Source organism: Bacteroidota bacterium (assembly GCA_016711505.1).
GTDB lineage: Bacteria > Bacteroidota > Bacteroidia > AKYH767-A > 2013-40CM-41-45 > JADKIH01.
The window spans coordinates 31,680-50,778 of sequence record JADJSV010000016.1 but is presented as its reverse complement, the minus strand read 5'-3'; the positions used below and the strand labels follow the sequence as shown (position 1 = coordinate 50,778).

At 36.9% G+C, this 19,099-nt stretch carries 19 protein-coding genes; 12 read left to right on the top strand and 7 right to left on the bottom strand.

Features of this window, described 5'->3' with window-relative positions:
* Window positions 1-2: 2 nt before the first annotated feature.
* The 4 genes from metF (at window position 3) to IPL24_13160 (ending at window position 4,350) form a co-directional block, all read left to right on the top strand.
* The gene (gene metF / locus IPL24_13175) at window positions 3-959 is read left to right on the top strand and encodes a methylenetetrahydrofolate reductase [NAD(P)H] (GenBank protein MBK8364566.1); all 957 of its coding nucleotides are present in this window, start codon (window positions 3-5) and stop codon (window positions 957-959) included.
* Between the two features lie 79 nt (window positions 960-1,038).
* Window positions 1,039-1,416, top strand: coding sequence for a GxxExxY protein (locus IPL24_13170; GenBank protein ID MBK8364565.1), 378 nt, complete (start codon window positions 1,039-1,041; stop codon window positions 1,414-1,416).
* Between the two features lie 166 nt (window positions 1,417-1,582).
* Entirely contained in the window at window positions 1,583-3,370 is a 1,788-nt protein-coding gene (gene lepA, locus IPL24_13165; GenBank protein MBK8364564.1) for an elongation factor 4, read from the top strand.
* A gap of 158 nt (window positions 3,371-3,528) precedes the next feature.
* On the top strand, window positions 3,529-4,350 hold the full coding sequence (locus tag IPL24_13160; protein MBK8364563.1) for a T9SS type A sorting domain-containing protein: 822 nt from the start codon (window positions 3,529-3,531) through the stop codon (window positions 4,348-4,350).
* Window positions 4,351-4,501: 151 nt separating this feature from the next.
* Here the strand turns inward: IPL24_13160 and IPL24_13155 are convergent, their stop codons facing one another.
* Window positions 4,502-5,188 carry an NAD(P)-binding domain-containing protein gene (locus IPL24_13155; protein ID MBK8364562.1) on the bottom strand — a complete coding sequence of 229 codons (687 nt, stop codon included), beginning with the start codon at window positions 5,186-5,188 and terminating at the stop codon, window positions 4,502-4,504.
* A gap of 191 nt (window positions 5,189-5,379) precedes the next feature.
* Between IPL24_13155 and IPL24_13150 the strand changes: the two genes are divergently transcribed.
* Window positions 5,380-5,967 (top strand): DUF1211 domain-containing protein, encoded by a 588-nt coding sequence (locus tag IPL24_13150; protein ID MBK8364561.1) that lies wholly within the window; start codon window positions 5,380-5,382, stop codon window positions 5,965-5,967.
* 5 nt (window positions 5,968-5,972) lie between these two features.
* On the opposite strand, the gene IPL24_13145 is transcribed toward IPL24_13150, so the two are convergent.
* The gene (locus tag IPL24_13145; GenBank protein ID MBK8364560.1) at window positions 5,973-6,389 is read right to left on the bottom strand and encodes a hypothetical protein; all 417 of its coding nucleotides are present in this window, start codon (window positions 6,387-6,389) and stop codon (window positions 5,973-5,975) included.
* A gap of 56 nt (window positions 6,390-6,445) precedes the next feature.
* A complete protein-coding gene (locus IPL24_13140) occupies window positions 6,446-7,879 on the bottom strand; it encodes an L-serine ammonia-lyase (GenBank protein ID MBK8364559.1) in 1,434 nt (477 codons plus the stop codon).
* A gap of 155 nt (window positions 7,880-8,034) precedes the next feature.
* Between IPL24_13140 and IPL24_13135 the strand changes: the two genes are divergently transcribed.
* From IPL24_13135 to IPL24_13110, 6 genes are all read left to right on the top strand, one after another.
* Entirely contained in the window at window positions 8,035-8,553 is a 519-nt protein-coding gene (locus IPL24_13135) for a hypothetical protein (GenBank protein ID MBK8364558.1), read from the top strand.
* Between the two features lie 152 nt (window positions 8,554-8,705).
* Window positions 8,706-9,545 (top strand): T9SS type A sorting domain-containing protein, encoded by an 840-nt coding sequence (locus IPL24_13130; protein MBK8364557.1) that lies wholly within the window; start codon window positions 8,706-8,708, stop codon window positions 9,543-9,545.
* A gap of 130 nt (window positions 9,546-9,675) precedes the next feature.
* Complete coding sequence (locus IPL24_13125; protein ID MBK8364556.1) at window positions 9,676-10,161, top strand: RNA polymerase sigma factor; 486 nt, start codon at window positions 9,676-9,678, stop codon at window positions 10,159-10,161.
* 2 nt (window positions 10,162-10,163) lie between these two features.
* Complete coding sequence (locus IPL24_13120) at window positions 10,164-11,249, top strand: hypothetical protein (protein ID MBK8364555.1); 1,086 nt, start codon at window positions 10,164-10,166, stop codon at window positions 11,247-11,249.
* A 253-nt stretch (window positions 11,250-11,502) separates the two neighbouring features.
* Window positions 11,503-12,717 carry a DUF2807 domain-containing protein gene (locus tag IPL24_13115; GenBank protein MBK8364554.1) on the top strand — a complete coding sequence of 405 codons (1,215 nt, stop codon included), beginning with the start codon at window positions 11,503-11,505 and terminating at the stop codon, window positions 12,715-12,717.
* Between the two features lie 215 nt (window positions 12,718-12,932).
* On the top strand, window positions 12,933-13,643 hold the full coding sequence (locus IPL24_13110) for a DUF2807 domain-containing protein (GenBank protein ID MBK8364553.1): 711 nt from the start codon (window positions 12,933-12,935) through the stop codon (window positions 13,641-13,643).
* Window positions 13,644-13,715: 72 nt separating this feature from the next.
* Here IPL24_13110 and IPL24_13105 read toward each other — a convergent pair whose 3' ends face one another.
* From IPL24_13105 to IPL24_13090, 4 genes are all read right to left on the bottom strand, one after another.
* Window positions 13,716-15,266, bottom strand: coding sequence for a DHA2 family efflux MFS transporter permease subunit (locus tag IPL24_13105; GenBank protein MBK8364552.1), 1,551 nt, complete (start codon window positions 15,264-15,266; stop codon window positions 13,716-13,718).
* 127 nt (window positions 15,267-15,393) lie between these two features.
* The gene (locus IPL24_13100; GenBank protein ID MBK8364551.1) at window positions 15,394-16,434 is read right to left on the bottom strand and encodes an HlyD family secretion protein; all 1,041 of its coding nucleotides are present in this window, start codon (window positions 16,432-16,434) and stop codon (window positions 15,394-15,396) included.
* A 5-nt stretch (window positions 16,435-16,439) separates the two neighbouring features.
* Window positions 16,440-17,801 carry a TolC family protein gene (locus IPL24_13095; protein ID MBK8364550.1) on the bottom strand — a complete coding sequence of 454 codons (1,362 nt, stop codon included), beginning with the start codon at window positions 17,799-17,801 and terminating at the stop codon, window positions 16,440-16,442.
* On the bottom strand, window positions 17,794-18,411 hold the full coding sequence (locus IPL24_13090; protein ID MBK8364549.1) for a TetR/AcrR family transcriptional regulator: 618 nt from the start codon (window positions 18,409-18,411) through the stop codon (window positions 17,794-17,796). The genes IPL24_13095 and IPL24_13090 overlap by 8 nt, the downstream gene beginning before the upstream one ends.
* A 312-nt stretch (window positions 18,412-18,723) precedes the next feature.
* Between IPL24_13090 and IPL24_13085 the strand changes: the two genes are divergently transcribed.
* Entirely contained in the window at window positions 18,724-19,095 is a 372-nt protein-coding gene (locus IPL24_13085) for an NADH-quinone oxidoreductase subunit A (GenBank protein ID MBK8364548.1), read from the top strand.
* Window positions 19,096-19,099 lie beyond the last annotated feature (4 nt).

Here is a 19,099-nt window from a genome sequence, read left to right as displayed (position 1 = left end):
GAATGAAAATCACCGAACACCTTTCCACTAACAAAAACAAAACACTTTTCTCAGTAGAAATTCTTCCGCCATTGAAGGGGAAGAGTATCAGAAGTATTTATGATATTCTGGATCCGATCATGGAGTTTAAGCCTGCGTTTGTGGATGTGACGTATCATCGGGAAGAATATGTATATAAAAAACGTGAGAATGGTTTACTGGAAAAATTTTCGATCAGAAAACGTCCGGGAACAGTAAGTATTTGTGCAGCGATCTTAAATTATTACAAGGTTGATCCTGTGCCGCATATCATCTGCGGAGGATTTTCGAAAGAGGAAACAGAGAATGCTCTGATCGAGTTAAGTTATCTGGGAATTGATAATTTGCTTTTGCTTAGAGGCGATGCAATAAAAAGTGAAGCGGCATTCGAGCCGCATTTAGGCGGACATAAATTTGCGCTTGATCTTGTGCAACAAGTGGCAAATATGAATAGCGGTGTTTATCTTGATGAAGAATTGCAGGAAGTAACAGCCTCTGATTTTTGTTTTGGAGTAGCAGGTTATCCCGAGAAACATTTCGAAGCACCGAATCTGAAAACGGATCTTCGTTTCCTGAAAGCAAAAGTTGATGCGGGTGCATCATTCATCGTAACACAAATGTTTTTCGACAACACTAAATATTTTGAGTTTGTAGAGAAGTGCAAGGAGAATGGAATCAATGTTCCCATCATCCCCGGATTAAAGCCTGTAACAACAAAAAAACAAACTACCGTTCTCCCTAAAATTTTTCATGTCGACTTACCCGAAGATCTTGCCGATGCAATCGACAAATGCAAGAATGACAAAGAAGTAAAAGAGCTCGGAATAGAATGGTGTACCAACCAATCCATCGAACTAAAAAATGCCGGCGTGCCATGCTTACATTACTACACCATGGGCAACGCCGAAACCACCTGCAAAATCGCGAGTAAAGTATTTTAATGCTTCTGTGATGTTTTTTTAATTAGTGAAACATAAATTCACTAGTATTTTCAATTTCTTTCATCCGTATTTTTGTCTGATGAATGAAAATGAAATCTCATACATTATTCGTGGAGCAATAATGAAAGTGCATTATGAATTAGGGCCAGGATTATTAGAATCTGTATATGTTGCCGCTTTGACATACGAAATTCGAAAGTTGAACTTGAATGTTAAGGTGGAAGTTGGACTTCCAGTTATTTATGATGAAACCAGTTTAGGGTTAGGTTTTAGAATGGATATTTTAGTAGAGAATACAGTCGTTATTGAAGTTAAATCAATTGAAGCTTTAGCACCAGTACATCACAAACAACTTTTAACTTACCTTAAGCTTGCTAAGTTAAAACTAGGTATTTTAGTTAATTTCAATGTGGATGTAATTAAGGAGCATATTTTTAGAAAAGTAAACGGACTATAGCCTCGAAATTGACTTTCTTACCCAATTTTCTGCGTATTCTGCGCAATTCTGCGGGAAATTTAAGCGTCTTTTATTTCCCGCAGAATTGCGCAGAATACGCAGAAAAACCGCAGATTTTCGTCACATTTTCATTACCTTCGCAATCCTTCTAAGAAAATTACCCAAAGTGAAAAATATTCGAAATTTCTGCATTATTGCCCATATCGACCATGGCAAAAGTACCCTCGCCGATCGTTTACTGGAGTACACCGGTACAGTCAGCAAACGCGATGAAAAAGCTCAGGTGCTCGATGACATGGACCTTGAACGCGAACGCGGCATCACGATCAAGAGTCACGCAATTCAGATGCAATATACTTTCGAAGGCGAACAATACACTTTGAACCTTATCGACACACCCGGTCACGTCGATTTTTCATACGAAGTTTCCCGTTCAATCGCAGCATGCGAAGGAGCACTTTTAATTGTCGATGCTGCTCAGGGTATCCAGGCACAAACAATTTCAAATTTATATTTAGCACTCGAACAAGGACTGGAAATTATTCCTGTCCTGAATAAAATAGATCTTCCTTCTGCAGACCCTGAAGTTGTAAAAGATCAAATAGTAGATCTTGTAGGTTGCGACAGAGATTCAATCATTCCCGCATCTGCCAAAACAGGTTTAGGGATCTTTGATATTCTTGAAGCAATTGTTAAAAGAGTTCCTGCACCAAAAGGAAATCCTGAAGCACCACTAAAAGCGTTAATCTTCGATTCAGTATTCAATTCTTTCCGCGGTATCATTGCATACTTCAGAATATTTGATGGCGAGATCCGAAAAGGTGAACGCGTAAAATTTTTTGCAACAGGAAAAGAATACAATGCCGATGAGATAGGGATTTTAAAACTTGAGAAAGAAAATCGCGATGTTGTAAAGTCAGGCGATGTTGGATTTATTATCTCCGGAATCAAAGAAGCAAGTGAAGTAAAAGTAGGAGATACGCTTACAACTAAAGATCATCCTTGTCAGGAAGCCATCAAAGGATTCGAAGATGTGAAGCCAATGGTATTCGCAGGGATTTATCCGGTCGATACAGATGAATACGAAGAGTTACGTAAGTCAATTGAAAAACTTCAGTTGAATGATGCATCATTAGTATTTCAACCGGAGTCGTCAGTAGCCTTAGGTTTTGGATTCCGTTGCGGATTCCTTGGAATGTTGCACATGGAGATCATCCAGGAAAGACTTGAGCGCGAGTTCAACATGACTGTGATCACTACTGTTCCAAACGTATCCTACAAAGCATATATGACAGATGGGTCTATTCAGGACATTCACAATCCGTCAGAAATGCCTGACCCGAATTATCTGGATCGTATCGAAGAACCATATATCAAAGCACAGATCATTACTAAAGCAGAGTTTGTAGGTTCTATCATGACACTTTGTATCGGAAAACGCGGAGTGATCATGGGTCAGTCATATCTTACAACAGACAGAGTTGAATTAACTTTCAATATGCCTTTGGCAGAGATCGTTTTTGATTTCTATGATAAACTAAAATCGCTCAGTAAAGGATATGCATCATTCGATTATCATCCTATTGGTTATCATCAGAGTGATCTTGTAAAACTCGACATTCGTTTGAATGGCGAACCGGTAGATGCGTTGTCAGCACTTGTACATCGTACACACTCATTTGATTTTGGAAAAAAGATGTGTGAGAAATTGAAGGAGTTGATCACGCGTCAGCAGTTTGAAATAATTATTCAGGCAAGTATCGGTGCAAAGATCATTGCACGCGAAACTGTAAAAGCACTTCGTAAAGATGTAACAGCAAAATGTTATGGTGGTGATATCTCCCGAAAACGTAAACTTCTTGAGAAACAAAAAGAAGGCAAGAAACGAATGCGTCAGGTAGGAAACGTTGAGATTCCGCAGCAGGCGTTTCTAGCCGTATTAAAACTGGATTGATCTGAAATAAAATTATTAGAAGGGCCTGTAAATTATTTTTTTTACAGGCCCTTTTTTGTTTTTCTGTGTGAGGCAACTATTTTCTTTTCTAACGTAATAACTTTACAAGTCTTAATTAAAATAAATAAGGATATTCATTTATTAAAAACTAAAGTATCATGAAAACTCTACTTAAAGTAATAGTGACATTCGGTCTTTTCTTATTGTTGATCGTAACCAACTCGGCGAGGGGACAAGTGATAGCAGGTGCAATTCCTGCGGGAGGTTATATTGTTGATCCCGGATTTAATTTTTCAGTTGTTATTGTTGATGATGATACTTCGGGTACATTGGATTTGAACTGTGATAATGTACCGGATCTGTCAGTAAGTTTATTCAGAGGACTTACGGCAGTTGATCAGGCGAATGTGGTTTCACTTCATGTATTAAATTCTGCATATAGCATTTGTGCCGGACCAAACTCTGGTTTAGGAAAAGTGGTGAATTATTATGACTCAGGAACGGTGGTTGATTGTTCCGGTTCGTTTTCGTGGCAGGTTGATTCTTTATTTATTTTAGGCAACTATGGATGTCTTGTTTGTAATGGACCCTGGACAATTAACGATAAATATTTTGCTTACAATGACGGAACTAATATCGGGTGGATTAAAGTTTCCTTTGATGTGATGGATGCGGGTGGTTCACTTCCAATTACCTTACGTATGAATCAATATCTTACTTATTGTCTTCCAAATTCTGTTGATGAGAATTCTATTGAGAATGATTTTCAAATAAGCCCAAACCCAACTGTGGACGGAAAAGTTAATCTGCTGTATAAGGGCAGTATTGCTGAAATAGAAGTTTACAATTCAATCGGGCAAAAAGTTGATTATTTACTTTCAGGTAATGAATTATTTTTGCCTGAAACGAAAGGTGTTTATGTTGTAAAAATTAGAAAATCAAATGGAAGGCAATTGAGTAAAAGTGTGGTGAGAAATTAATTTATAAATGGTTGTGAATAAAATAAAACACTAAGACCACTAAGTTTTTAGCACAAGGGCACAAGTGAAATTTCAATTATGTGATCTTGTGACGAATTTTAGTGAACTTAGTGTTTTATTTTTTAAGCATAAGAGCTTACTGTTTAATCCATTATTTTTTAAGAAAATGAAACGCCTGCGACCACTGATTATGCAGAAATCCCGGTATACACCACAACTGACAAAGCGCCTCAATCGGACCGGATGCTTCTATTTTTCCCATGTCTTCAATTTCCCAATTGAAAGCCGTTAATATTTCTTTCACTTTTTCTTTTGCACCATCACTGTTGCCTGCTATGAACATTGTAGGTTTCACACCTCCGAAATCCGGATTAACCATGAAAGCACTTCCAACAGAATTAAATGCTTTTACAATGTGAGCATTCGGGTTTTCGTTTTGCAAAATTGCACCTAAAGAATTATTCTGTTCAGTAAAATACTGAATGACACCATTAACAGGAAGTTTGTCAGAGATCGGGTTGGTAGTATCAATGACAATTTTCCCATCTGTCCGAATTTGTTTCATGATTGAAGAAGCAACCTGACCTTTTACAGCAAGAACAATGATGTCTGCAAAATTTGCTGTTTCTTCAAAACTACCGACGGAGACGTTAGGAACATTCGCCAATTTACTCGCGTCCCGGGTTCCCATTTTTACTTCATAACCAATTCCGTGAAATCCTTTTGCAAGAGCCTTGGCTACAGCTCCTGATCCTATTATTCCTACTTTTTTCATTTGTATGTTGATTTGAATTATTGTAACATTTTTGCAGACGAATTTGTTTGCTTGATATTTTATTTTCCAGGTTTTATTTAAGAAAAAAGCACTGTACTTTTTAGGTGAATTGTTTCAGGTTTTCAGGTTGGCAACAAACCTGAAACAAATCACCTCCACTTGTGCTCTTGTGCTAATAACTTAGTGATCTTAGTGTTAAAATTTAATCTGCTACTTTCAAGTAAATTTTTATTTTTACAATTCAATCATACCACATGACCAAAACCAGACTCGAAGCATTTTCCGATGGCGTCATAGCCATTATCATTACCATCATGGTACTTGAACTTAAAGTTCCCCATGGCGAATCACTTTCTGATTTTATCAGCTTGATACCAATCTTTATCAGTTATGTATTAAGTTTTGTGAACGTAGCAATATATTGGGGAAACCATCATCATTTATTGCATACCGTTAAAAATGTAAACAGCAGAATAATCTGGTCGAACACGCACTTATTATTCTGGCTTTCTCTTACTCCCTTTGGTACTGCTTATATGGGAGAAAATCATTTCAGTACGCTTTCTGTGATCATCTACGCATTTCTTCAATTGATGAATGGTGTTGCATATTACATTTTGTTGAAAGGAATTACTGCAAGCGAGACTCATAACCCCAACTTAACAGAATCTTTGCGAAAGCAAACAACTAAAGGAATGTTTTCTTTATATGCTTATCTGACAGCAATAGCAGCAGCATTTTTAAGTCCGTATATTTCAGGAATTCTTTTTGTACTTGTTTCTGTTATGTGGACAATTCCTGACAGAAACATTGAACGTGATCTGAAGAATCTTGGAAGTTAAAAAGTCTATTTATTTTTCCGGAATTTGTAGTTTTTTAAACCTGAAACATCTTTCCGCACATCTTTCTTCCATTTTGTGCCATGTTTATCAGTGAGATAATTGAAAATTGTATTGTTGTATTCAATAGCAAATTCTTCCTTTGGTCCTGTACAACCGGATTCTAAATATTTTATTTTAAAATCGTTTTCAAAACGAAGATCTGTGGAATAAACAATAGGTGAAATTCCACTACTCAATAATAGAAACATTTTTTGATTTGCAATATCTGATTTGGCTAACTCACGTACCTGACTTAAACTATCTGCAAATCGCACATTCTGAGCTCCACTTGAATTAACCAGAGAATCAGAATTTAATGCATTTTGTCCAAAAGAATTTGAACAAAAGAGAACAATTACAAAAAATTTTAATTTTATTTTCATTTCACTTTTCACTTTTCACTTTTCACTTTTCACTTTTCACTTTTCACTTTTCACTTTCAACATTCACTCAACCCCAACGGCACATTAGTCGCCAGCCCGCCTTCCGCAGTTTCTTTGAATTTTGTATTCATATCGAGTGCTGTATTCCACATTGTTCTCACAACATCATCTAATGATACTTTTGCTTTTTCAGGATCGCTGTTCAGTGCAAGTTGTGCAGCAGTGATGGCTTTGATAGCACCCATTGAATTTCTTTCTATGCAAGGAATCTGTACAAGTCCTTTGATCGGATCGCATGTTAAACCTAAGTGATGTTCCATTGCAATTTCAGAAGCCATTAAAACCTGACGAGGGCTTCCGCCTAAACATTCAGTGAGAGCTCCTGCTGCCATTGCAGATGATACACCGATCTCAGCCTGACACCCGCCCATAGCAGCAGATATAGTCGCGCCTTTTTTGAAAATACTTCCGATCTCAGAAGCAGTCATGAGGAAACGAATGATCTCATCATCACCGATATTATCGTTGAAGACTACATAGTATAGAAGCACAGCAGGAATCACTCCGGCAGCTCCATTAGTAGGAGCCGTTACCACTCTTCCGAAAGAAGCATTCTCTTCATTCACAGCAAGAGCAAAACAAGTGAGCCAGTCGAGTGTATATTTAAAATTATTTCCACCTGATTTCAGCAGAGTAACCCATTCACCGAAACTGGCATGCTGTCTTCCGTTAAGAAACTTATCGTTCAGTTTAGCTGCGCGTCGGGCTACATTTAATCCACCTGGCAATTCACCTCTTGCATGACAACCACGATAAATACATTCAGTCATGACACGCCAGATATTCAAAATACCTGCTCGCACTTCCGTTTCACTCTGCCAGCATTTTTCATTTTCCATGACGACATCTGAAACAGACATATTATTTTCATCGCAATACAAAAGCAATTCAGATGCTTTGTCGATCGGGAATTTCAGATTCACTTTATTCGCAGACTTTGAATGATCTTCACCATCTTTCACAACGAATCCGCCGCCAACTGAATAATATGTTTCTTCAATTAAAAGTTCGTCATCGCCATAAGCTGAAAAAGTTAATGCATTTGAATGCTGCGGTAAAGATTCCGAAAAAAGAAAAACAATATCGAATTCAGGAGAAAAGCTGATTTCTTTTTTTGCGTCAAGCGTTAACTTTTTCTTTTGTGCAATTGAATTTATAGTTGGCGTAATTGCATTTACATCAAACGTAACCGGATCGTATCCCGACAACCCAAGTTGAACTGCGATATCAGTACCATGTCCACGACCGGTCTTGGCAAGCGAACCATACAACTTAATTACAACCCTGTCAATTCCATTCCATAACTTCTGATCATCGATCGATTTCAAAAACCGGTGTGCAGCCCGCCAGGGCCCCAATGTATGCGAACTGGACGGACCAATTCCGATTTTAAACATATCGAATACTGAAATTTGCTCTTCTTGCGTCATGGGGCAAAGGTAACGGAAATGTTTGGACTTCAGATTGGAATTTGTACATGTATATTTAGCACTTTTACATCATTAGTACATTTGTTCACATAAAAACCGTTTGCAGTATTATTAAATTATTTACATTTCTATCCGATATTAGAGAGCTTAGAACAATGAACAAAAGATTACTTTTCCTTTCGTTATTTTTTATGATGAAATTCAATTCGTCATTTTCACAAGCCTTATTTGCAAAACGAATAATAGGAGGTGGGGTGAGCAATTCTCAATCTTTTGAAGTAAGTCCTGACTCAAATTACACAATTGTTTCTATTGGTGCAGAGTTTCTTCGATTGAATAAATTCGGGGATGTTATTCCGCAATCTTATAAAGGTTATGGTTTTGAGACATTGTTTGTTTTTGGCATATCAAAAACTCGAGATTCGTGCTTTCTGATTAGCGGGACTACTGATGATTCTTTAAATATACGAAGAGCTTATATAGCAAAAACAAATTTGAGAGGCGAAGTGTTGTGGGTTAAATTTGCAAATGGAGAAAGTATATTAAATGGAATGGAAATGTCTGATGGAAATTATCTTTCTTTAAAATATTATTCAGATTCTGTAACAAGTACTCAAGGGTATATTGTTCTAAGACTAGATTCTGCAGGTAGTTTTTTGTGGGGAGAAAAATAGAATGTGATTTTACCCTTAGAAATGCCAGACCTACATCAGACAACGGATTTATAGGAGTGGGAGTGAATAATGATAAAACATGTATAATTAAGGTTGACTCAGTTGGTATGATTTCATGGTTTAGAACAATTAATGATACCAACATTTGGCCAATGAATATTACAGTATTAGCTGATGGCAATTATTTAATCCAAGGTCATGACCTGCAAAGAAGTACAAGCTTTTATATGGCCAAAATTGATAATGGTGGTTCATTACTTTGGTATCGTATTTATGAGCGAAACCTTTCGCCTGTATCTCAATATGTAATTGAAAGAGCAAATCACGATTTATTGATTGTAGGTGGGTCTGATCTTGGTTATGGTTTTCTTTTGAATACTGATTCAATGGGGATTCCAAAGTTTGCGAAGAGTTATGCTTCCAGTCCAGTAGGTCCTTTTGCGCATATATATTATGCATTTGAATCAAATGATCGATCATTAACTTTATTTGGTAAAGGTGGTTTTGTATCAGGAGGAGATTCGCCATTTCTCATTAAAGTTGATTCATTAGGAGAAGGGTTTTGCAATACAATTCAGGATTCAGTAAATTTTAACAGCCCCAATTATTCAACTTTTTCAGACACATTTGCTATTTTGCCCTACTCAACTATTAACAGTTTGTCTTTTATGAGTTTTTCAAATAGCATATCATCATTAGGTGCATTAGACATGTGCACTAGCGTTGGAGTAAGCGAAGAGGGAAGTAGTAAGTTAGTAATTTATCCAAATCCTGTAAAAGATAAATTTAGATTTTCTATTCCTGATAATTTCAATTCCTCTTTAATTGAGATCTTTAATTCGCAGGGACAAAGAATTTCAAGTGCAAATATTTCAGGAGATGACGCAACAAATGAAATAAGTCTACCGAATTCAACTCCTTCCGGTAAGTATTATGGCAGACTAATTTCCGAAAAAGAAGTATTAACGTTTAGCTTTATGGTTGTGAAATGAACGCAATAAGCTTTGAAAATCAAAGTATTAGATAACTTGATTTTTTGAAGCCATATATTTTCATTTTGCTGTAACTTTGGAATGATGACACCGTCCCATAACTGAACACGACTACCATTTACCACAACGAATGACACCCGCTGAATACAATCAATGTGTAGATACACATGCCGATGGACTATTCCGCTTTATCCTGAAAAATATGCGGGATGAGGAAGAGGCCCGGGATGTAGTGCAGGATGCATTTGAAAAAATGTGGCGGAATCATGAAAAGGTGGAAGGAAGTAAAGCGAAGAGTTATTTGTTTACTACCGGTTATCATACTATGATCGACAGGATCAGAAAGAAAAAACATGTGTCGGATTATACAGAAGTAAATGAAGAAAGTCTTTTTCACTCAGAACAGTATTCAGACATCAAAAAAGTTTTGAATAATGCTTTGAATCTGCTTCCGGAAATTCAGAAAGCTGTAATAACATTGCGCGATTATGAGGGTTACAGCTATGAAGAAATAGGAAAGATCACTGACCTGAATGAGTCGCAAGTGAAAGTTTATATTTATCGCGCGCGTTTGTTCTTAAAACAATATATCGGTTCTCCCGAAAGAGTAATTTGAAAATGATCACAAGAAATAATTACGAACTCTATATCATCGATTTTTATGATGGTAAGCTGAATAAAATTCAGACGGAAGAGTTGCGTGCTTTTCTTGATCAACATCCTGATTTGAAAGAGGAGTTTGAACTTTTATCACATGCTACACTTGAACCGGAAACAATGGTTTTTGCTGATAAGAACAGTTTGAAAAAAACTGACTCTAAAGAATCAGAACTTCTGATCGCCTATTTTGAAAATGATCTGAATCCGGTTGAAAGAAAAAATGTAGAGCAAAACCTGAAATCAAATCCTGCAATGGCTCAGGAGCTGGAGATCATAAAGAAAACAAGATTGCTTCCTGACTATACAATATTGTTTGCGGATAAGTCTTCTTTAAAGAAAACTGCAAAAGTTATTTCATTCTCATCTTCATTCTACAGAAATCTTTCGATAGCCGCATCTGTCATTTTGATTGCAATTGCATATTTTATTTTCCGTCCTCAGCAAGCGGAGAAAATGATGGTTGACAAAAACAATAAGGAAACTCTTCCCGTTGAATCTCCGGTAGAAAATAAAACGATCGCTCCGGCACCAATGGCAAATAATCCGGTTGACAAAGTTGAGAAACAAAGAAAAGTCCTTCCCTTGAAAGAAAGAAATGTTGCACCATCTTCAAATCTCGCTCAGGAAGGAAAAATTAATAAAAACGAAAGTCCTTCTCAGAATAACATCCAGCAATCGGATTTGCCTGAGAGTAATCTTGCGGTTCAGTCAAAAAATGAAAACGTAATTGGTGAAATTGAGCGACAACCAATTGCAAGTAATGTATCGCAACCTGAAAAATCCGAAGTGAAAGTTGGACAAGTCACAGATCTTTCCGAAATTTTTTCTCAAGCTGAATTAGCGGAGTTAGGTCTTGCTCACAATGTAAAAGTGGAATCTAAAAAGTCCGAATCAATTCTTAATGTCGCTGCCGACAAATTGAAACGTTTTTCCGATACGAAAGAAATTGGCGTTGTTAAAAAAGAGAATTATATTGATGATGCTACGACATATGCAGTAAATGTTGGCGAGAAGTTTTCGGTTTCGCATACCAGAAGGAGATAGTTTGTTTTCTTAGCTCGTATTTCAAAACGATGATGATTAAAAACTAAACACTAAGGTCACTAAAAATTTATCACAAGAACACTTAATGATAGTTTCAATTAAGTGTTCTTGTGACGATTTTTAGTGATCTTAGTGTTTTATATTAACCAGTCCCCCAATTTTTATTTTTAATTTATTTATAAAAGCCTGTAACCTCCTTCCACCCCTGCGCGTCCCATTATTATACAACGAAAAACAAAAAAATAAATACCATATGAAATCGATCAAATTAATGTTGGCACTTATACTGATAGCTGCCACATCATTCGCTCAAAAGACTGCAAACCTCCAGGTTGAGCCGTTCTCGAAAATTAAATTATCCAGTATTGCCACAGTCTATGTTCGCATTGATCCTGTGCAAACCGTAAAAGTTGTCGGATCAATAGTAAACTCAGACGAAGTGAATGTAAAGAATCAGACACTTTACATCGACAATTCAACAGGCAATACTTATTTTATTACTGTACCATCTCTTGAAGAAGTTGAACTGGATGGAAAAGGTGATGTGTACAGTGAGTCGACTATAACGGGAAGCAATATCTCTTTAAAAATAGATGGTGCAGGAAAGATCAAAATGGATCTTGACGTAACCAATATCAAAGCAACTGTTCCTGGCGCAGGAAAGATCGAACTTACAGGTAAAGGCGATGTGGCAGAATTCAGTGTTCCGGGCTCAGGAAAGATAGATGCAGACGGCCTTAAACTCCGTAGAGCAGATGCTTCTATTTCCGGAATTGGAAAGATCAGTGTTGATGCATCTGATGAACTTAATTCTACAATAAGTGGAAGTGGAACGATTACCTACAAAACTCTTCCGGCCAAATTGAATGAAGATGTTTCCGGAATTGGTCACGTTAAAAGTTCAAACTCGGTGGATGATTCAAACAGCGATACAACAAGAATTTCTCTGGGTAAATCGCAATTATGGGTGATAGGCAAAGCGGATTCGACAAAATCTAAAACGAGAAAAACTAAACCAATCTGGGCAGGAATTGAGTTGGGTGTGAATTCATATCTTGATAACAAAGGGGATTTCAATCTTGCTGATGGAAAAGAAAATTTTGAATTAAAATTAAATAAGTCTGTTAGTTTCTCCCTGAATTTCCTTCAGAAGAATGTTCAACTCGGACATAGCAATGTTTGGTTCTTCACCGGTTTAGGTGTTACCTGGAATAACTACCGTTTCGATGATGATATAAAATTATCAAATGGAAATTTCACTAATGCATATCACGATACAACAGCAGGTGTGAGCCATCAGAAAAGCAAACTGGTAGCAAGCTATCTTACAGCACCAATCATGTTTGAGTTTTTCACAAGCAGAAAATATAAAAATGCATTCCATATGGGTGTAGGTGGAACGGTTGGTCTCCTTATTGGTTCTCACACAAAAATAAAGTTGAAATTGATGGAGAGACAAAAAAGTTAAAAGACTTCGGTGACTTCAACCTGAACCCGTTCCGTTATGGTTTCAGAGTAGCAATGGGTTACGGACGATTAAATGTTTTTGCTGATTATTATGCTTCAACATTATTTAAGGATAAAAAAGGCCCGGTACTTTATCCGGTAAATGTCGGAATAACATTAGTAGGTTTATAATATTCAATCACACATTAACAAAACACATAATTAAATTCAATTAAAATGAAAACAAATATCTTAGTTATCGCAACAACTCTGCTTCTCAATACAACTTCTTATGGTTGCCGGATAGAAGGTTCAGGACAGACAGTAACTGAAACCCGTGAACTGGAAACATTCAGTGGGATTGAATTAAAAAGTTCTGCAAATATTTATGTTACTCAAGGCGATAAGCAGGAAGTACGTATCGAAGCAGAAGATAATCTGATCGGGAAAATCACAACAGTGATCAAAAACAATTCGCTTGTTGTAGATGCTGATGACAACATCAGGTTTACAAAACCGGTTACAATATATTTAACGGTGAAAGATCTATGTCTGGTAGAATTAACCGGTTCCGGAAATATTGTAACACGAAGCCAGTTTCAATGTGAATTTATGAATTTGAAATTATCAGGTTCCGGTGATATCAGAGTAATGGTTGATAGCAAATCGCTAAAAGCAAATTTATCGGGTTCGGGAAATCTTGATCTGAAAGGAAGTTCTTCCGAAACAGATATCCGAATCAGCGGCAGTGGAAATATTGATGCCCGTGAGTTGAATAGTTTCAGAAGCGCCGTTGCAATCAGTGGAAGTGGAACGAGTACTGTTGATGTTAAAAATGATCTGAATGTTACAATTACCGGAAGTGGAAATGTTTATTATGTTGAAGAACCTGGAAAAATTTCTTCTAAGATCATTGGAAGTGGAGAGATCTCAAAACTCCGGATGTAAATATTTTTTTGTGGATTAAGTTAGTAGTAGGTTCAAAAAAAGCCGGCTCATTTGAGTCGGCTTTATTATTTTTTAATGCGCATCTGCAGCAGATACTTTTGAATTCCTGTTGAATCTTTGTAAGTAGAGTAGGGGAATACACGCAAGAAAGAATACTCCAATGAACCAAAAGCCATCCATATATGTCATAAGGTATGTTTGTTTAAGAATTGTTCCGTCAATTGCTTTGTAAGCCAGACTTTGTGCATGTGCTGCATCAAAGCCTTTTGCTATGAAACCATTGTAATAAGTCTGAAATCTTTCAGTAAATGCCGGATTGTAAGGATTGACATTTACGATCAGATCTGAACGATGATGTGCCTGACGAAGGTGGATGAAAGTTGTTACAATAGCCACTCCGAATGAACCGCCAAGTTGTCGCATCATATTGTTCAATCCTGTTCCCTGAGCAATGTTCTCAGGTTTCAATGAACCTAATGCAAGAGTCGTTAATGGAACAAATAAGAAACTCAATCCGATTCCACGAATGATCAGCGGCAGATAAAAATCACTTTCACCTGACGATAAACTTGATCTTGACAATAGCACTGTGAATGCGAAGAAAAAAAGAAACCCAAATGTGGCCATGATCTGAGGTGGAAATTTTTTCTGTAATAGTTTTCCAACCATTGGCATCATAAAGATCGTAGCCAGTCCTCCCGGGATAAGAAGTTCGCCTGTCTGCTGTGCAGTAAATCCAAGGATATTCTGACAGAAGATCGGAAATACAAATACAGAACCGAACAAACCGAAGCCAAGTATGAATGTGGTAAACATTCCGATCGAGAGTTCTCTGTTCTTAAGAATGCGGAGATCTACGATTGGATGTTCTGTTGTCAATTCACGCCAGATGAATAGAATAATTCCTAAAATTGACAGGATACTTAATACTGAAATGTATGGCGTTTCAAACCAGTCTTCTGTTTCACCTTTTTCTAAAACAATCTGTAATGAACCTATTCCTATGATGAGTAAAATGATCCCGAGCCAGTCGACTGAACCGATCTTTTGTATGACCTTTGATTCTTTTATGTAAGACAAACTCAATAATACAGCGATCACTCCAAGTGGAATATTTACGTAAAAGATCCACGGCCAGGAGAAATGATCTGTGATATATCCTCCGAGTGTGGGACCTAATGTAGGGCCGACAACAACTCCTAAACCAAACATCGCTGTTGCCATTCCCAATTGTTCTTTCGGCCATGTTTCAACGAGAATTGCCTGTGATGTTCCCAGCAAAGCACCACCACCAATTCCTTGTATGAATCGGAAAATAACCAACTCCCAGATGTTGTCTGCATTCCCGCAAAAGAAAGAAGCAACAGTGAAAAGAATAATTGAGAATATGAAATAATTTTTCCTGCCGAATTTTGCAGATAGCCAACCTGACATTGGAAGAATAATTACATTGGCAACAGCATATGCTGTAACGACCCAGCCAACATCTTCCAGGGTTGCGCCGAGGTTTCCCATGATCTGTGGCATGGAAACATTCACTACCGTTGTGTCGATCAACTCCAGCAGTGATGCCATGATCACCGTGAAGGTGATGATCCATTTATTAAAGCCTTGTTCGGGCATTTTGTTTTTCTTTCTTTAATTTAAAATTATTGATTGTAGCGTTTTAATTATTTATGATGTGTGGAACAATTCAAGCCCCTTAAACTCCTTAAACGGATTTCACTGCATTCTTTCCACAACATAAAACTCAATCAATCTTCACCGAAACTTTCACCGACATTCCCGGACGAAGTTTATCTTTCAGAGTTTCCAGTCCTTTCAATGCGATCTTGACCGGTATCCGCTGAATGACTTTTACAAAATTTCCGGTAGCATTATCAGGTGGTAACAATGAAAATTTTGCTCCTGTTGCAGCTGAAAAATTATAGACAGTTCCTTCCAGTTTAGTATCAGGAAATGCATCTACGATCACTTCAACAGGATTTCCTTTTTGCATTTTTTCCAGTTGGGTTTCTTTGAAATTTGCCAATACATATACATTATTGTCTGCAACAATTGCAAAAAGTGATGAGCCGGCATTAACAAACTGTCCTTGCTGAATATTTTTCTTTGATGCAATTCCTGTAGCAGGAGCGATGATCGTTGCATACGATAACTGAAGTTTAGCGTAGTCAAGATCAGCTTGCTTCTGACTTACGTTCGCATTCGCAACAGTGATCTGTTTCTTTGCAGCGTCAACCATTGCCGATGCAGCGTTTTGCTGACGTTGTGAAATTGATTGTTGCGCATCTGCAGTTTCCTTTTCGGCTTTTGCTGCATCATATTGTTGTTGAGTGACAGCTTTATCGTTTAACAGATTCTGAAATCTTGTGAAATCCTGAGAACTTTTCCATACTCTTATTCTTGATGATTCAACCGTAGATTTTGCTGTTTCAAAATTCGCAATTGCTGAACTTACATTTGCTTCTGCAACAGAAACGGAAGCCTTCGCATTTTCAAGTGCGGCCGCAGCTTGTTCAACTTTTATCTCCAGATCGCGGTCGTCAAGTAAAACAAGAGTGTCGCCTTTATTTACCATTTGATTATCTTCAAAACGGATCTGATCAACATACCCTGCTACTCTTGCCAGGACAGGATTGATATCGTTATCAAGTTGTGCATCGTCTGTATCTTCATGATGACGTGCATAGGAGATTTTATTGAATGCATAAATTCCAACAGTGCAAACTACCAACACAAGGATAATTGGTAGGACTTTATTTTTCTTTTTGGGTGCTGTATTTTCCATAATTTTTAAAATTCTTTTTGTAGGTTTCCTGCTGATTTTATAAGACGATAATATGCTACTTGCAGATCAGCTCTTGCAATGGCAAGATTTATTTTAGATTGGATAACAAGATTGTTTGCTTCCAGTAATTCACTAAGAATAACAAGACTGTTTTTATATCTCGAATCAGTGAGTCTTAAATTCTCTTCCGATTGAACAACTGATCTTTCCATTACCTGAAGTCTTTTGATGGCTTCATTGTAATTAAGATAATTTTGATTGACGTCGACTTTAATTGCATCAGATAGAATATTCACTCTTTCTTTTGACTGAACATAAAGAGATTGATATTCGTCTACATTGTGCTTGTTGGAGTAGATACTGATGAGGTCCCAGTTAAATGTAATTCCTGCTGCCCACGTTGAATTGAATTTATCTACCGGTGGAATGTATCTGCTATTAGGTCTTGCATCCAGGGCTTCACCTTGAATTGTTATCCTTGGCAGATAACTGTTTTTAGCGATCTGCAAATTGTTAAATGAAGCATTGGAACGGATCTGAGCAGCAGTAAGATCATTTCTGTTTTTTGCTGCAATGTCCATGTATTCCTGAAGCGATAATACAGTGTGAAAAGTAGTGATGGCGTTCGAATCAACTTCAATTTTCGTTTCCGGATTTTGTCCTAACTGAAGATTGAGATTATAGTTTGCTACCTCAAGGTTGTTCTGGATGTCCAGTAAAGTCAATTCAAGATTCGACTGTTGTAATTTCCAGCGTAACAAATCATTCTGAGTAACAAGCCCGTTTTTCTCTGCAAGTTCAGTCTCACGGATACGTTCTGCGGTTTGCTTTAAGTTTTCCTGAATTACTTTTTCTGAAGATTCTAATTTGTTCAGATTAAAATATGCATTGAGCAGATTGAAAATAATATCTTCTCTGTCTTTAACGAATTCAAATTTCGCAGCATCATTTAAAAGATTGGTAGATTCTTTTGCATACTTCAGTCTGAATCCTGAAAAAATTGTTTCAGATGCGCTGATGCCGACAGAGTAATTATTCAGATAAACAGGAAATAACGAAACCGGTTCACTTGCTCCCGGAAATAAAAACTTAGGAGCTTCAATGTCACTCAGTCTGGTATAATTTGCATTCAGCTTTACAGTTGGCAATGTTGCATCCATAGCCTGATCATATTTTGCCTGAGCCATTTGTAATTTAGCCTGTGAGATCTTCAGTGATTTACTGCTGTCCAGTCCTGTTTTTATCAATTCATTGACGGAAAGCAATTCTGATTTTTGTTGAGCAAACCCGGAAAGAGGGAGTCCTGCAATAAGTACAAAGAAAAGTGACCTGATTTTTTTGATCATATGTTCTGGAATTTTATTCATTTGAGATCATTAAATATTTTTTAAAAAGATCTGTGAGATATTTTTTCATTCGCGCTTTCATTTCAGGATATTCACTGATATGTTTGTTATTGTCGAGATCAAACAAGCGTGTAGTAAGACATGATGAATTGGAAAACTGAGCTACTGTTCCGAAAAAAGTTATGATCAGTAATTCAACATCGACCTGACGGAAAACTTTTTTTCTGATTCCATCTTCTATGATGTTTCTTACTTCAGTAATATTTTTCATAAGTATCGATTGAATCTGATTACTCATTTCATCTGTATTCTGTAATGAGATTTGCCGATGAAGAATTTTGTGAAATCTGTAATTGTCCATCACCTTATCAATATAGCTTTCGATCATACTGTCAATTCTGGCGATTGGATCTTCAATATCTTTCTGGATGTCTTGTAATTTTGTCCTGAAGATCAATGCTCTTTGTTCAACCATTTCCGTAAACAACATTTCTTTTGAACCGAAATAGTAAGAGACCATTGCAATATTGATATCAGCTTTTTTGGCTATCATCCGGATCGATGTGGCATCGTACCCGAATTCAGCAAACAACTCTTCAGAAATTGCAAGTATGTGTTCTTTCTTTGTCATATTTTAAATTTCGGGCGCAAAATTAAACGATTGTTTAAATTAAACAAACGTTTAATTTAAATTTTTTGCATTTATTTAAGAAACGATATCATTTTAAAATTACCTCGTGACTAAAACGGCTTTTTTTGGCTAAAAAGTGATATGAGAATGGTCAAATGCGAATGTTTGAGTAAAGCTTGTTTTAGTATTTTCGATACATATATATAAGGTAAATAAATAGCGTAAAAAAATGCAGTAAAATGCGAAATTGGCAAGTATAAAAACCATAAATTTGCCTGTTATTCAGACAAAAAGCCCTGAATTTCGTTAAAAATGAACCCTTCAAGTCATACTTCCGACTTTCTTCCCATCCTGATCCAGTTTTTGGTAGCTGCAGGCTTTGTTGTTACAACAATGATCGCTACTCATTTGCTGGGACCAAAGCGGAAATCCAAGATAAAACTTGACACTTTTGAGTGTGGAATCGAATCACATGGCAATGCCAGAATTCCATTTTCAATCAAATATTTCCTGGTCGCAATTCTATTCGTTCTGTTTGATGTCGAAGTGATCTTTATGTATCCTTGGGCAGTAAACTTTAAAGAGCTTGGTGTGTTGGGTTTGTTGGAGATGTTTTTATTTATGGGTTTACTACTAACAGGATTTTTCTACATCATCAGAAAAGGCGCTTTGAAGTGGGAATAGTTTA

Coding starts and splice junctions, on each gene's coding strand:
- IPL24_13145 (MBK8364560.1), bottom strand. CDS start 6,389: ATGAAAATAAAATTAAAATTTTTTGTAATTGTTCTCTTTTGTTCAAAT.
- metF (MBK8364566.1), top strand. CDS start 3: ATGAAAATCACCGAACACCTTTCCACTAACAAAAACAAAACACTTTTC.
- IPL24_13125 (MBK8364556.1), top strand. CDS start 9,676: ATGACACCCGCTGAATACAATCAATGTGTAGATACACATGCCGATGGA.
- IPL24_13085 (MBK8364548.1), top strand. CDS start 18,724: ATGAACCCTTCAAGTCATACTTCCGACTTTCTTCCCATCCTGATCCAG.
- IPL24_13105 (MBK8364552.1), bottom strand. CDS start 15,266: ATGCCCGAACAAGGCTTTAATAAATGGATCATCACCTTCACGGTGATC.
- IPL24_13120 (MBK8364555.1), top strand. CDS start 10,164: ATGATCACAAGAAATAATTACGAACTCTATATCATCGATTTTTATGAT.
- IPL24_13150 (MBK8364561.1), top strand. CDS start 5,380: ATGACCAAAACCAGACTCGAAGCATTTTCCGATGGCGTCATAGCCATT.
- IPL24_13160 (MBK8364563.1), top strand. CDS start 3,529: ATGAAAACTCTACTTAAAGTAATAGTGACATTCGGTCTTTTCTTATTG.
- IPL24_13140 (MBK8364559.1), bottom strand. CDS start 7,879: ATGACGCAAGAAGAGCAAATTTCAGTATTCGATATGTTTAAAATCGGA.
- IPL24_13090 (MBK8364549.1), bottom strand. CDS start 18,411: ATGACAAAGAAAGAACACATACTTGCAATTTCTGAAGAGTTGTTTGCT.
- IPL24_13095 (MBK8364550.1), bottom strand. CDS start 17,801: ATGAATAAAATTCCAGAACATATGATCAAAAAAATCAGGTCACTTTTC.
- IPL24_13110 (MBK8364553.1), top strand. CDS start 12,933: ATGAAAACAAATATCTTAGTTATCGCAACAACTCTGCTTCTCAATACA.
- IPL24_13135 (MBK8364558.1), top strand. CDS start 8,035: ATGAACAAAAGATTACTTTTCCTTTCGTTATTTTTTATGATGAAATTC.
- IPL24_13130 (MBK8364557.1), top strand. CDS start 8,706: ATGAATATTACAGTATTAGCTGATGGCAATTATTTAATCCAAGGTCAT.
- IPL24_13115 (MBK8364554.1), top strand. CDS start 11,503: ATGAAATCGATCAAATTAATGTTGGCACTTATACTGATAGCTGCCACA.
- IPL24_13100 (MBK8364551.1), bottom strand. CDS start 16,434: ATGGAAAATACAGCACCCAAAAAGAAAAATAAAGTCCTACCAATTATC.
- IPL24_13170 (MBK8364565.1), top strand. CDS start 1,039: ATGAATGAAAATGAAATCTCATACATTATTCGTGGAGCAATAATGAAA.